The following is a 13,235-nucleotide window of genomic DNA, read 5'->3' on the forward strand; positions in this document are numbered from 1 at the left end:
AACCGGAATCGACATAACAAAAGTTGTGAATTCACCCCTCCCCGAATGCGGACAAACTATTCCTTGATTGGTCCCGTTTCGACGTTGCCCATGGTCCCTGCATCTTTCAACGCGATGTCCTTGCGCGGAATGACGGTCAACTGCCCGTCAGTTTCCAATATCACCCAGTTTGCTTCTTCGATGTTGGTCATTCCATGCTGTCGCAGCACGCTGCAAATCTCCGCTTCCGAGATACGGGTTTTGCGCATCGACTCGTCCAGCAATTCACCTTTGTGCGCGAGCATAGTCGGCGCCGCCTTGACCAAATTCTGCGCCCAGTCATAGCGCAGTACTAGCCATGTCAGTGCAAATTGCAGGAAAGCCAGCGAAATGATCGCTGCGGCCGCTCGTATCGCTGGCACGCTGTCGAGCAGGATCGCAGATGCTGCGATACTGCCCACCGTGATGTTGATGATCCAATCAAAATTATTGAGTTGCGCCGTTGATCGCTTGCCGACCATCCGGACGACCAGAACGATGAGCACGTAGAATAGCAAGGCTGACATTGCTGCATCGAACACGTCATTCCAGGACTTTATCCAGTCGGTAGAATCTAGCATCGAAATTCCTATTGCTGGCTAGAGTGATGGGGGTCAGGTCTCGCCTGGACCGGCCTCTTTGCGTTTGGGGTTGATCAGATATTGCCAGACACCCCAGCCATTGATGACCAGCAACACGGCATTCATCGCTGCGATCGGCATGGCGTTGCCGGTTACGCCGGAAATTATCCACATAACGGAAACAATGCAAAATAGCACGAAGCCAAACCCCGTAATTCTCCGATCAAGATCGAGTGCAATCATAGCAGCAGCCACAACAGCGCCGAGTGACGCCACCCATTCCAGTGCACCTTCCATCGCGTGAACCTTACTCCTGAAGAACCTTACGGCTTTCGTTACTCGCACGAGGCCTATGACACGCTAACATTTGTTGCCCAATATTACGCACGTGCGCCGTTGCTTTGCTTAGCCGGTACGCTAGCGGCCCCGCATGGCACCCAGCACATTCGAACCGTTCCACATCTCGTGGATTGAGGCGCTCCTACGTATGGGAACAGCATTCCTCCTTCCTCTGGCGATTGGCATCGAACGTTTTTATCATAAGAAGCCGATAGATTTCAGGCCGTTTGTGATCATTTCACTAGCTGCATGTTCACTATCGTTGGCCGCACTCGAAATCGTGCACAGAACATTTGAAGATCAGATCTCAATCGATCCAACTCGCGTGTTTGCGGGCGTGATCACCGGGATCGGATTTCTCGGTGCCGGGGCAATGTTCCGGGATGGCGGCTTCGTCAAAGGCGGTGGTTCCGCGGCATCGATTCTTGCTGCGGGAGCTATCGGAATTGTCTCCGGTGTGGGCCTTATCTGGCTAGCATTCATGACCTGTGTACCGATATTGGTCATGCTTATTCTTACCAGAAATATGACTGATAGGTATGACGCTGGAGATACGCCGGAGTAAGCAAATCCACCCTAGAAGAGCGCCCTTTGGTGCTGGATTCGCTAGGATATGGCTCTTGCGGTCCGAAGTCCGCTTCCCACCCCAAATGCGGACGTTCCAATCATCCTTGGACGTTACTGAAAGTGGTCGTCGGGAGCTTATCAAGTCGTAAGTCTGAAAATGGGCCGGTTGCAGACAGTCTGCTTTGGGCACACTGACCCCGTCAGTCGCCATTCCGCAAACAACTCAGTTGCCGCCGTCCGCGACAAGAAGCTCGTTCTATGACAGCTGTTGGGCAATCTGGCTGAGATCAAGGGCCACAACTGGCGTGTCGTGAATGTTGCGGCCGGTGGAGAGGTCCATCACTGAGTCCGCGCCCCAGCGGATCGACCAGACCATCTTGTCGACCTAGTTCGCCACATCGCTGGCCACGCCGGAATTGCCGATATTGGCATTGATCTTGACCAGGAAATTGCGCCTGATCGCCACCGGCTCAGTTTCGGGGTGGTTGATGTTGTTGGGAATGATCGCGCGGCCCCGGGCCATTGCGTCGTGGGCGGATTCGGGTGTGACATAATCGGGCAGCTCGGCACCCCAGTGCTGGCCCTCGCTGCGTGTTTGCGGGAGGCAGGCGTCGACCTCGATGGTGGCGGCCGGATCGGTGTAGGGGCCGGAGGTGACGTAAACGCGGACCGGCGCCTCGCCCCCTTCTCGGCGCAAGCACACTCCACGTGGATACGGCGGGTGTTGGGCAAGGGCGGAAGCCATGCAATAAGAACTTCGCCAAATAACGACCTTTCCGCCGTGCCGAGCCTATGGATAATGCCCGCAAAGCCATGCTAGCTTCGGCCTCCGCAGGAGCACGGCCCCCCATCCGACCGGATGCGCGCCTCATTTTGCGCATTCGGACGGAGAACTCTCACGTGACCGCTACGCCTGCGAAGATCCTCGCCCTGCTGTGTTTAGGTCAATTTCTGGCCTATTTCGATCGGATGAGTTTCGCCGCCCTCGCCCCGGCCATCCAGAACGATCTGGGCTTGGGCGACGCCACGCTCGGCTTTCTCCTCGGCCCCGCCTTCGGACTGACCTATGGAGCGGCGGCGGTGCTGCTGGCGCGCTTCGCCGACGGACGTTCGAGGCTGCGGCTGGCGCTGGCGGGGCTGGCGGGGTGGACGCTGGGAGCCATCCTCGGGGGTCTGGCGGACTCCGCGGTGGAGCTGGGAGCCACCCGCATGCTGATGGCGGCGGGGCAGGCGGCCTACGTCCCGGCCTCGCTGGCGATGCTGCTCGATGAGGCGCCCCGCGCCAAGCGCGCCGTCTATCTGTCCTTTTTTACATCCAGCGCCTCGCTCGGTCGCAGCACGGCTTTGTTGGGAAGCGGCCTCGTGCTGACCGCGATCGCCCTGCTGCCGATCGCCGCCAGTTTTGCCGACTGGCGGATCTTCTTTCTCCTGACGGCGATTCCCAACCTCGCGGTCTTGGCGCTGCTGGCGCGGGCTGGCCCCGCCTCCGCGCTTCCCGCACCGAAGCGCCGCCGCATTCCGGAATGGCTGCGGCGCGGCGGCAGGGCGCTCGCGCTGTATGCCGCGCTCAGCATCCTGCCGATCGTTGCGCTACAATCTTTCGCCGCCTGGCTGCCGGTACTGGTGGTGCGCGAATTCGGGCTGACGAGTGCGCAGGCTGCCATCTGGCTGGGCCTCGTTACGCTGGCCACCGCGCCGACCGGGCAATTGCTAGGCGGGTGGCTGTTCCGCCGGTTCGAATGGTGCACGCGCAATTTGCCGCTCGTGCTGGCGAGCGGCTTGACCCTGGCCCTGATCCCCGGGGCGATCCTCGTCGGCAGTTCGCAACTGGTGGTGACCCTCGCCAGCCTTGGGATCCTCAACATGGTATTCGGGGTGGTCTCCTTTGCCTCCATCCACGGCGTGCAGGAGATGACTCCGTCCGCCCAAAGGGGCGGCGTTAACGCCGTTTTCCTTGCATTCGTAACGGTTTGCGGATTAGGTACGGGTCCGGCCCTCGTCGGGGTGTTTAGCATGGCGGGCGGCGATCTGGGGTTGGCCCTACTCGGTATGCTTGCCGCTTGTGCCGGTATCGCATGCGCGTTGAGCGTGCCCATGGGGCGGCATTATCGCCGGGTAGCCTGGATGGCGCAGAGGGAAGCAAGGATTGCACGGTAAAAGCGGCGACAGTTTCGGCGATCCGGCCACCATAGAATTGTTGCAATTCGACAGCACCGACCTGCCGGAGGCGGAAGGTTTCGCTCGCTATCGCGAACTCTATTCGCGCGGCGCCGACGCGATCCAACTCGGCCCGGATTTCCGCGCCAGGATATCCGCGACGCGCCTGTTCAGCATGATGGTGTTCGACCGCGTATTGCGCGATGTGGGCCATGTCCGCGACGAAGCCAGAGTGCGGCTGGACGGCTTCGGTCATTTCGCGCTGACCTATGTGGTGGACGGGCGGTTCGAAGTCTCGACCGGCGACGGCTTCCGGCCCGTCGAACCGGGTCACGCGATCCTGCTCGACATGACGCAGCCGATGGAGAACCGCGCGCCGGACGCGCATATCGTCACCATCAGCCTCAATCGCGGGCGCATGCGCGGGCTCCGCCGCTCGCTCGGCGAGGATCACGGGCGCAGGATCGGCAGTGGCGAGACGGTGCTGCTGGCCGATTTCGCCCGCTCGTTGCTGGCCCGGTCGGGCGCAATCGGCAGTTCGCTTGCCGGGGTGGCGGCCAACACGCTGCATGGCCTGGTCGAGGGGGCCTTGCGCGCCGCCGAGGGATTGCAGGGCGATTTCGTCACCACCAGGCGCCATCTGCAGCTTTCGCTGGTGGGTCAGATCGTCGAGGCCAATCTGCACGACAGCGCGTTCGATGTGCAAAGCATGGCGCAGGCCAGCGGCCTCAGCCGCGCCAGCCTCTATCGCCTGCTCGCCGAACTGGGCGGCCCAAGCATCTATCTGCGGCGACGCCGGCTGGAGCGATTGCGCAACCGCCTGGCCGATCCGGGCGAAGACCGGCCGCTGGCCTCGCTGGCGGCGCAGCACGGCTTCGAAAGCGCGAGCCATTGCAGCCGCGTATTCCTGGAGGAATATGGCAGCCGGCCAGGCGATTATCGCGAGCGGGTCCGCAGGGCCGAAGAGGAGCGGCGGCCCGAGGAAAAGCTCCACCGCTGGACGCGCGAGATCTTCGCACCGAAGCCGGACCGGTAAACTCCGGCGAATCTCACAAATGACGTGCACAGGCATTTCTGCCCTGCGGCTGCGCTCATAATCCTGCCCCAGATCAGTTGAGGGGTGGGTCGCCATTTCACAGGCATGATCAGTTGTTTACGGGTGCGGTCCAGTGCGGAACGGTGCCGGCCGGATTCATCCGGTCGCGGCACCGGAAGTAGCGCGGCCAAATCCGTTCATTATCCTTCTAGGAGTTGCCAAATGAACACCTCACGCACCGCGCTTCGCGCCTCTTTCCTGCTCGCCACCAGCGCGGCGGCCATCGCGATGACCAGCCCGGCGCAGGCGGAAACCTGCCTGCTCGATACCAATGGTAGCGGGCGCAGCGATACCTTTGATACCGACGGCGGGGCGAGCACTTCGGCCAATGATCCGGGCGCCAACGCCGCGGACGACGAAGCACTGGCCTGCGGGGTAGCAGCGGAGGCAAGAGGCTTTCGCGCTACCGCGATCGGCGCGCTGTCTTCTGCAAATGGTGATCTCGCCACCGCTGTTGGCAGGTCTGCTACCGCCGGAGGACCTCAATCTACAGCTATTGGCGTATCAGCAATTGCAACCGGGAGCGCCGGGAGTGCTATTGGCGCATTCTCGCAGGCTTCCCATTTTAGAAGCGTCGCTTTGGGTAGCGGGTCGGCAACCGACCGCGACAACACCGTTTCTGTCGGCAACTCCGCCTTCCAGCGCCAGATAACTAATGTCGCTGCCGGCACGCAAGATTTCGACGCCGTCAACCTCGCGCAGCTCAATACCGCCATCGCGGGCGTGAGCGGCGGATCGACCTTCGCGAGTGCGCCGTATTTCGTCGCCAGTTCCACTGGTCCGGCCGCAAGCGCGACGGGGAGTGATGCAATTGCGATCGGGGGGAATGCAAATGCCGCCGGAACTGGTGCGACCGCTATCGGCGATAGTGCTTCGGCTGCCGAAGACTTCTCATATGCCATCGGAGCAGGGGCGCTAGCCACAGGCAACGCCGCATTTGCAATCGGTACTTCAGCCCAGTCATCAGGAATTTCCTCTGTAGCCATAGGCACTATCGCAAATGCTTCGGGTGACCGCTCTCTAGCGCTGGGATTCAGTTCAGAAGCTGCTGCCGCCGATTCTGTTGCTATTGGATCTGACGCTGAAACAAACAACGCATACGGCGTGGCGTTGGGCGCGTCTTCCACAACCGTCTCCGATTTTGAAGTTTCGGTGGGCCGCGCTTTCGATGACGGCGGCACGCCCGGCGATACATCGGACGATACGGCCGGATTTACCCGCCGGATCGCCAATGTCACGGTGGGCACGCTCGATACCGATGCGGTCAACCTCGCGCAGCTCAACGCTGCGCTAGCCGCGTCCGGCGGCGGGCTGGTGGTGAGCAACAACACTTCGGCGCTGCCCGCTCCATCGGCAACGGGTGCCGACTCGCTCGCTGGCGGCGATGGGGCCGTCGCGAGTGGCGATTCCAGCACGGCGTACGGTCAAGATAGCCAGGCGACCGGTGCGAACAGCACCGCAACGGGCAGGGGAGCCAGGGCAACAGCAAATAATTCGACCGCAACCGGCGCCTACAGTGCCGCTAGCAATACCAATGGCACGGCCACGGGCGTGGCAAGTAGGGCGAGCGGGGTTTCGTCGACTGCCACGGGTTCCAACGCGGTAGCAGCCGGCAATGAATCGGTCGCCACCGGCGTCTTGGCCAACGCCAGCGGAATAGAATCGATGGCAATCGGCGCACGCAGTATAGCTTCGAACCTCGGAAGCGTTGCGATCGGCCACACTGCGGTCGCAAGTAATGCCAACAGCGTAGCGTTGGGACAGCGTTCGACCACCAATCGCGATAATGTTGTTTCTGTTGGCGATGAGTCAGACGAGCGCCAGATCATCCATGTCGCTGCCGGTACCGTCGGAACCGATGCGGTGAATCTCGATCAGCTCAACGTGGTATCAACCAGCGCCAGCAACGCGCAAAACACCGCCGACACCGCGCGGACCGAGGCCGCGTCGGCACAGACTACCGCAAACAACGCGCAGGGAACTGCCGATCAGGCACGCACTGAGGCAGCCGCCGCACAGGCATCCGCCGACGCGGCTGCCGCTGCGTCGGAAGACGACGGCACGGGCACCAACAGCGCCGCTTATGGCGATGGAGCGGTTGCCAGCGAGAATGGCACGACCGCGATCGGCGACAATGCGCAGGCCACCAGCGAGCGCGCCACGGCGGTCGGCTTCGGCGCGATCGCCAGCGGATCGACCGCTGTTGGCGCGGGCGCGATGGCGACCGGCGCGGGCTCCGCCGCCTTTGGCGTCGATGCGATGGCCACGGGTACCAATTCGAGCGCGCTGGGCGAATTCTCGGTCGCTTCGAACACCAATTCAACGGCCGTCGGCAACAGCAGCCAGGCGACCGGCATCGATAGCACCGCGATCGGAACTGCCAGCCAGGCGGGCGGATTCCAGGGCACTGCAATCGGATCCGCTGCAGTGGCCAGCACCAACAACACCACGGCAGTTGGCCGGAGTGCTGCCGCCACCGGCATTAACTCTACCGCGATCGGGTCCGAGGTGCAGGCAAGCGGTGTTAACGCCGTAGCCACCGGCTATCTCGCGGAAGCAACCGGTGACTTTTCATCAGCTTACGGGCAAGCCGCACGGGCAACCGCTACGAACAGCGTCGCACTGGGTCAGGGTTCTGTCGCCGATCGCGCGAACAGCGTGTCGGTCGGTACGGCCACCGCCCAGCGCCAGATCGCTAATGTCGCCGCCGGCACGCAGAATACGGATGCCGTGAATCTCGCGCAGCTTAACGCGGTATCGATCAGCGCCACGAACGCACAAAGCACCGCCGACACTGCTAGAACGGAGGCTGCCACCGCGCAGGCGAGCGCTAACAATGCGCAAGGCACCGCCGACACTGCCAGAACGGAGGCTGCAACCGCGCAGGCGAGTGCTAACACGGCACGTTCCGAAGCCGCTGGAGCCCAGAGCACCGCCAATACGGCACGGACCGAGGCGGCTTCGGCCCAGACCACCGCCAACACCGCCCGAACCGAAGCGGCATCCGCGCAGGCGAGCGCCGATCGGGCAATCAACGACGCGGCGCAGGCCCAGTTCACCGCCAACACCGCACGCACCGAAGCAGCTACGGCGCAATCGCGCGCCAACAACGCCTTCGACAATGCCGCGCTCGCTCAGGCAACGGCCAACCAGGCCCGCGACGAAGCGGCTAACGCGCTGGCGGCGGCCGATCAGGCGGGGGCGGGCTCGGCGGCGGCGCAACAGCGCGCCGACGCTGCTTTCGCTAATGCGGATACAGCCCAGACTACGGCGGATACTGCCCGTACCGAGGCGTTCCAAGCGCAAGGTGATGCCATCAGGGCGCTGGCAAACGCTGCAACCGCTCAAGCGACGGCGAACACGGCAATAACCAATGCTGCACTTGCGCAGGCCACGGCAGATACCAATAAGGCGGAACTCGCTTATTTCGATGTAAACAGCACCGGCGCCCCGGCCAGCGCGACAGGCGTCGATGCCGTTGCCATCGGCGGTAACACCGTGGCGAGCGGTGACCAGTCTGTCGCCATGGGCTTCGGCGCACAGGCGATCAACGGAAAGTCGGTTTCGATCGGCGCCGGCAACGTCGCCTCTGGCAATGGGGCCGTCGCCATTGGCGATCCCAACCGGGCCACCGGGACCGGAGCCGTCGCGATGGGAGCGGACAACACGGCTACGGGCACCGGTGCAGTAGCGATCGGCAACAACAATTCGGCGATTGGCCGTGGTGCCGTGGCACTAGGTGACGGCGCTGTCGCCAACGGAAACGGGGCTATTGCCATTGGCCCGAATGCAGTGGCGAACCGGGACAATCTGGTGGCCTTGGGAAGCGGGAGTTCGACCTACCAAATGCGTGGCATCACCAGCGCTGCCAGTCAGGCCGCGCAATCCGGAGCCGTCAGCCTGGTAACGACCGATGTGGCGGGCAATCTGGGTACCAGCAATCTGAACATAGGTATGATCCAGGGACTTAACGGCCGTGTCGGAAATCTCGAATCGACAATGGGGTTCGTTACGCAGCGGCTTGAGCGAATCAATGGTGGCATTGCTGCGGCAGTCGCTATCGGAGGAGCTGCGATCGTACCCGACAAGGACATTTCGATGTCTTTCAACTTGTCGACCTATCAAGGCGAACGGGGGTTTTCCAGTTCGATTATCGGCAAGGTTTCAGACAACGTGTATCTCTCTGCCGGGGTTGCCACAGCGACGACAAAAGAATCTACGACCGGTCGCATGGGCGTTACATTCGGGTTCTGACACTGAATGATCTTTGGCGGCCTCGAAGCTCTTCGAGGCCGCCGCTCTGCAAGCGGTGGCCGCCGATACTGGTTAGCTGAGACTAGTGCTTTAGGCCGCCCGCTTATCCATCAAGTATGGATTGGCATCACGCGGGGTTGGTCCAGAGCGGCTGCTTTTGGTTTAAATCCTTAGGCCTAGGAATGGCCGCGATTGGGGCGCAAAGCGGTCATTAACTTCGAGCTCGGTTTGTCGATTGCAGTCAGTGACTGAGACCGCCGAGACATCTCTCGATAATCGGAGCAATTTCTCGATGGTCGAGCAGCAGTCTCCGACTGCAGTGGAATTTGCGTAACGCCCAAAGCGCCGCGGAACTGGGCGCCTCAGGGCAGCGGCCTGTCATCTAGCGATATTCTGAAGTCCACTCAGGACTGTTTGGTGCGGTCGAGAAGACTCGAACTTCCACGGCCTTTCGGCCACAACGACCTCAACGTTGCGCGTCTACCAGTTCCGCCACGACCGCACTCAAGTCAGGGAGCGAACTGCGCGTCCCTGCGGGGTAGGAGCGCGCCACTAGCAAAGGGTTCGGGGGTCCGCAAGCGTATCTGTCTTCAGGATGGCCGATTGCGATAATTAACGGATGGGGCGGGCACTTGTCCCGCTTGGGGACGGGGTTAATGCACTGCTTGAGAAACTGGTAAATGCGGCGGTAAGGATTGGGTATGAGCCTGGCTGCCGCCCTGATCCTTGCTACCGGACCGATTGTTGCTGATGACGCGCAACCCTCGCCGACTGCCGCCGCGCAGGCCCGTGTTCAAATCCTGAGAGCGGAAGCGATCCGCTTTTCCGAAGCGGGCCGGAGTCCGGGCGAACGCATCAAGGTTCGCACATCCGCCGAAGGCACGATCCTTATCGAGTTTTTGTGAATTTGTTTTGAATTGAAGCGCCGAACCGCGCGGCTTTTTCAGGACGGTTTCCAGCCGATATCCGCGAATTTGGCCGAGCGCGGTACGTCTGTAACTGCTTCGTTGATGGTGACCGTTTCGCCAGGCGCCAGGCTTGCCTGGGGCGGCGCGACTTCCCAGCTGTAAACAATCCGTTCGCGTCCGTCGCGCAAGACAATCAGGATCGAGGGAAGGTTGCGCGATTCCCTGCCGACATTGGTGACCGTCCCACTGGCTCCGAAAAATTCCGTGCCGTTTGGCAAAGTCCTGCGGTCCTGCTTGTCGCCTGGAAAATCGAGCACCAGGTCCGGGTTTTCCGCGGCGAAGGTCGGGCGGCTGATCGGCACCCAATCGGGCAGACCCCAGTAACTGACAGCCCCGATCGTTCCCAGTGCGATTGCCGCGAATATGGCTGCGGAAGCGGTCCACAGTTTGAGCGGATTGCGCCGCGCACGGAACGGCGGCGCTGCGTCGAAATGCGATACCTGGTCATCGTAGCCGTACTGCGTCGGGGTTTCCTGATAGGCGGTATCTGCTTCGGGCGGCGGCGTGACGGGGTCTGCAATCGGCGGCGCATCGGACGGTTGTTCGCCGAAGGGTGCCGGCCGGGTTTCTTCCTCGGGCTGATGTTCAGCCGGATCTGTCCCGGGATTCCGCGTCTCTGGCGGCGGGGCCCCAGCCGGACTTGGCACCGCCGGCGAAGGCTCCGCAGCCGCTACTTGCCGCTCCGGCGGCAATTCGACCGGCTCGCCATCCTGGAACCAGCTATGCCTGCATTTTGCGCAGCGCACGGTGCGCCCATCGACCCCGATGGCACTGTCGGGCACCACATAACGGGTGGTACAGGCGGGGCATGCAATAATCATATCAGAAGCGACCTTAGGCGTGTCATGGAATCGCAACAAGGTTTCACGACGGTGACCAGTGCCCCGTAATGGCTTTTTTCCACATCGCAGCGCGTCTATAGGCTGCAACCAGATGTATTATTTGCGTGCCCCCAATAAATTGGCTTGGTTGCCGGTGTGAGCAATCAAGATGACAATGTTGTCCAGTTCGACAATGTCGGGCTGCGCTATGGCTCCGGCAAGGAAATCCTTAGCGATGTGTCTTTTACATTATATCCGGGCAGTTTCTATTTCCTGACGGGTGCCAGCGGCGCTGGCAAGACATCGTTATTACGGCTGCTGTATCTCGCGCAGCGCCCGTCGCGCGGGATGATCCGGATGTTCGGTACCGAGATAATTACAATGCCGCGCACGCGCTTGCCCGGGTTCAGGCGGCGCCTCGGGGTCGTGTTTCAGGATTTCAGACTGGTGGAACATCTGTCGGCGTTCGACAATGTGGCACTGCCCTTGCGTGTTTCCGGCGTTCCCGAGGCCGACTTGCGCAAACCTGTCGCCGATATGCTCGACTGGGTGGGGCTGTCGCAGCGATCAGACGCAAGGCCGGCGACTTTGTCGGGGGGAGAACAGCAGCGCGTGGCGATCGCGCGCGCGGTGATCGGGCGGCCGGAATTGCTCGTCGCTGATGAACCGACGGGCAACGTCGATCCTGACATGGCGCTCAAATTGCTCCGCTTGTTCGAAGCGCTCAACCGGCTGGGCACTACGGTGGTGGTCGCAACCCACGATGTGCACTTGCTCAAGAAAGTGCCCGATTCGATGATAATGCGGCTTGATAAGGGGCGGCTGTCCGATCCCACCGGGATGCTCCGTTATCCGCCCAAGCGTGATAATGCCCGCCGGTCAGATAAGGGCCGGTCAGATAAGGGCCGGTCAGATCACGGCCGGTCAGATCAGGGCCGGAGCGAACAGGGCCGGGGCGAAAAATGAAGAAACCACCCGTCTTTGGCCGCGCAGTGGCCCGTGGATTGGCCGGTTTTCGGGGGAAACGTGCGTCGCAGCTTGTTCCGCAGACCCGGCTTGGCGGTCCGATGCCATGGGTTATCGCAATCATGATCGCCTTGACCGTGATGTCAGCCGCAGGCGGACTGGCGCTGAACAATCTGGCCGATGCCGCGAGAGCCGAATTGTCGGGCGGCGCCACGGTCCAGGTTCTGGAAGCGAACCGCGCCGCGCGCGACCGCCAGGCGGCGTCTGCAGTAGAAAGTTTGCTGGCGCTGGACGGTGTTGCATCAGTCCGGCTGGTGCCGGAAGCAGAGCTGAACGAATTGCTGGAACCGTGGCTGGGCGCAGGGCTGGATAATGATGCAGTGCCGGTGCCCGCGCTGATCGATGTCAGGCTGTCGGGCCCCGCGACGCCCCGGCGAATTCAACTGATCAGGGCGGCACTGGTCGAAGGTGCGCCTGCCGCAAGGGTCGATGCGCAGGCGAATTGGCTGCGGCCGGTTTTTGACGCTATCGCGTCGATGCAATGGCTGGCAGCGGGGCTGGTTGTGTTGTTGGCCCTGACCAGCGCAGCGGCGGTCTGGCTTGCATCGCGCAGCGCGTTCGGGGGCAACCGCGAGACGATAGAAATCGTCCATCTGCTTGGCGGTACGGACAAACAGATAGCGCGGATATTCCAGCGCTCGATCGCTTATGATGCGGTTATCGGCGGCGCGATTGGCCTTGGGCTTGGACTTGCGGCGATCTTGTTACTAGGCGGGCGGTTTGCGGCACTGGGTTCCGGAATGGTAGCGGGCGGAGGACTGGGATTGACAGACTGGGCGGCGATCGCGGCGATTCCGGTTGCCGGCGTCTTTCTGGCGATCCTCACGGCCCGCGTCACAGTGATGTCTGCACTGCGAGGGATGCTTTGATGCGTAGATTGATTGCCTTTCCTCTGGTTGTCTGGGTGCTTGGCTACATCTGGTTCGTGGTCGCCTTGCCAACGCCGCTGGGCAATGAAACAACCGATGCAATCGTGGTCCCGACCGGCGGACAAGGCAGGATCGCGCGCGGTCTGGATCTGGTCGAGAACAAGGTTGCCCCGGTTCTGCTCGTCACAGGTGTCGATCCGGAAGTGAAGCCCGGCGAATTCGCGGCCGAATATGATGTTTCGATGCAACGAATGGATTGCTGCGTGACGCTGGGATTTGCTGCAGTTGACACGCACACCAACGCATTGGAAGCGGCAGCCTGGCTCAATTCAAAAGATGCCAAGACCGTGCGCATTGTCACATCAGACTGGCATATGCGGCGTGCGGCGGGAGAGTTTGGCGACGCCTTGCCGGAAGGTGTCACGATGATCGAGGATGCGGTGCAGACCGAACCGTCTTTCAAAACCTTGTTCCTTGAATATAACAAATACATTGTCAGCAAGATTTCACGGTTGTGGCCAGAATGAACACCTGCGTTA

Annotated in this window: 11 protein-coding genes, 1 tRNA gene and 1 pseudogene; 8 read left to right on the forward strand and 5 right to left on the reverse strand. The window is 61.6% G+C overall.

Going from position 1 to position 13,235, the window contains the following annotated elements:
- Positions 1–56: 56 nt before the first annotated feature.
- Positions 57–560, reverse strand: a complete 504-nt coding sequence (locus WFP06_RS01985) for a DUF421 domain-containing protein (RefSeq protein ID WP_336985583.1) — start codon at positions 558–560, stop codon at positions 57–59.
- 72 nt (positions 561–632) lie between these two features.
- A complete protein-coding gene (locus tag WFP06_RS01990; RefSeq protein ID WP_336985584.1) occupies positions 633–896 on the reverse strand; it encodes a hypothetical protein in 264 nt (87 codons plus the stop codon).
- Between the two features lie 133 nt (positions 897–1,029).
- On the opposite strand from WFP06_RS01990, the gene WFP06_RS01995 reads away from it, so the two are divergent.
- Positions 1,030–1,503 carry an MgtC/SapB family protein gene (locus WFP06_RS01995; protein ID WP_336985585.1) on the forward strand — a complete coding sequence of 158 codons (474 nt, stop codon included), beginning with the start codon at positions 1,030–1,032 and terminating at the stop codon, positions 1,501–1,503.
- A 306-nt stretch (positions 1,504–1,809) separates the two neighbouring features.
- Here the strand turns inward: WFP06_RS01995 and WFP06_RS02000 are convergent.
- A pseudogene (locus tag WFP06_RS02000) lies at positions 1,810–2,250 on the reverse strand (phosphomethylpyrimidine synthase ThiC); the annotation flags it as partial.
- A gap of 155 nt (positions 2,251–2,405) precedes the next feature.
- Here WFP06_RS02000 and WFP06_RS02005 point away from each other — a divergent pair.
- The 3 genes from WFP06_RS02005 to WFP06_RS02015 all read left to right on the forward strand — a co-directional run bounded on the left by WFP06_RS02005 (position 2,406) and on the right by WFP06_RS02015 (position 9,012).
- On the forward strand, positions 2,406–3,662 hold the full coding sequence (locus tag WFP06_RS02005) for an MFS transporter (RefSeq protein WP_336985586.1): 1,257 nt from the start codon (positions 2,406–2,408) through the stop codon (positions 3,660–3,662).
- Positions 3,652–4,698, forward strand: a complete 1,047-nt coding sequence (locus tag WFP06_RS02010; RefSeq protein WP_336985587.1) for a helix-turn-helix domain-containing protein — start codon at positions 3,652–3,654, stop codon at positions 4,696–4,698. Before WFP06_RS02005 ends, WFP06_RS02010 begins: the two co-directional genes overlap by 11 nt.
- Positions 4,699–4,920: 222 nt before the next feature.
- On the forward strand, positions 4,921–9,012 hold the full coding sequence (locus tag WFP06_RS02015; protein ID WP_336985588.1) for a beta strand repeat-containing protein: 4,092 nt from the start codon (positions 4,921–4,923) through the stop codon (positions 9,010–9,012).
- Between the two features lie 415 nt (positions 9,013–9,427).
- Here WFP06_RS02015 and WFP06_RS02020 read toward each other — a convergent pair.
- Positions 9,428–9,514: transfer RNA gene (locus WFP06_RS02020), tRNA-Leu, on the reverse strand.
- Positions 9,515–9,713: 199 nt separating this feature from the next.
- On the opposite strand from WFP06_RS02020, the gene WFP06_RS02025 reads away from it, so the two are divergent.
- Positions 9,714–9,917, forward strand: a complete 204-nt coding sequence (locus WFP06_RS02025; protein ID WP_336985589.1) for a hypothetical protein — start codon at positions 9,714–9,716, stop codon at positions 9,915–9,917.
- Between the two features lie 38 nt (positions 9,918–9,955).
- Here WFP06_RS02025 and WFP06_RS02030 read toward each other — a convergent pair whose 3' ends face one another.
- Entirely contained in the window at positions 9,956–10,801 is an 846-nt protein-coding gene (locus WFP06_RS02030) for an MJ0042-type zinc finger domain-containing protein (protein ID WP_336985590.1), read from the reverse strand.
- A gap of 156 nt (positions 10,802–10,957) precedes the next feature.
- On the opposite strand from WFP06_RS02030, the gene ftsE reads away from it, so the two are divergent.
- The 3 genes from ftsE to WFP06_RS02045 are packed head-to-tail and all read left to right on the forward strand — an operon-like array spanning position 10,958 to position 13,223.
- The gene (gene ftsE / locus WFP06_RS02035; protein WP_336985591.1) at positions 10,958–11,767 is read left to right on the forward strand and encodes a cell division ATP-binding protein FtsE; all 810 of its coding nucleotides are present in this window, start codon (positions 10,958–10,960) and stop codon (positions 11,765–11,767) included.
- Positions 11,764–12,696, forward strand: a complete 933-nt coding sequence (locus WFP06_RS02040; RefSeq protein ID WP_336985592.1) for a cell division protein FtsX — start codon at positions 11,764–11,766, stop codon at positions 12,694–12,696. The genes ftsE and WFP06_RS02040 overlap by 4 nt, the downstream gene beginning before the upstream one ends.
- A complete protein-coding gene (locus WFP06_RS02045) occupies positions 12,696–13,223 on the forward strand; it encodes a YdcF family protein (protein ID WP_336985593.1) in 528 nt (175 codons plus the stop codon). Before WFP06_RS02040 ends, WFP06_RS02045 begins: the two co-directional genes overlap by 1 nt.
- Positions 13,224–13,235 lie beyond the last annotated feature (12 nt).

Source organism: Altererythrobacter aquiaggeris (genome assembly GCF_037154015.1).
Taxonomy (GTDB): Bacteria; Pseudomonadota; Alphaproteobacteria; order Sphingomonadales; family Sphingomonadaceae; genus Aestuarierythrobacter; species Aestuarierythrobacter aquiaggeris.

Bases quoted from the DNA above. Each gene is read 5' to 3' on its own strand.
- WFP06_RS01990 (WP_336985584.1), bottom strand. From the start codon at position 896: ATGGAAGGTGCACTGGAATGGGTGGCGTCACTCGGCGCTGTTGTGGCT.
- WFP06_RS01995 (WP_336985585.1), top strand. From the start codon at position 1,030: ATGGCACCCAGCACATTCGAACCGTTCCACATCTCGTGGATTGAGGCG.
- WFP06_RS02015 (WP_336985588.1), top strand. From the start codon at position 4,921: ATGAACACCTCACGCACCGCGCTTCGCGCCTCTTTCCTGCTCGCCACC.
- WFP06_RS02025 (WP_336985589.1), top strand. From the start codon at position 9,714: ATGAGCCTGGCTGCCGCCCTGATCCTTGCTACCGGACCGATTGTTGCT.
- WFP06_RS02030 (WP_336985590.1), bottom strand. From the start codon at position 10,801: ATGATTATTGCATGCCCCGCCTGTACCACCCGTTATGTGGTGCCCGAC.
- WFP06_RS02040 (WP_336985592.1), top strand. From the start codon at position 11,764: ATGAAGAAACCACCCGTCTTTGGCCGCGCAGTGGCCCGTGGATTGGCC.
- WFP06_RS02045 (WP_336985593.1), top strand. From the start codon at position 12,696: ATGCGTAGATTGATTGCCTTTCCTCTGGTTGTCTGGGTGCTTGGCTAC.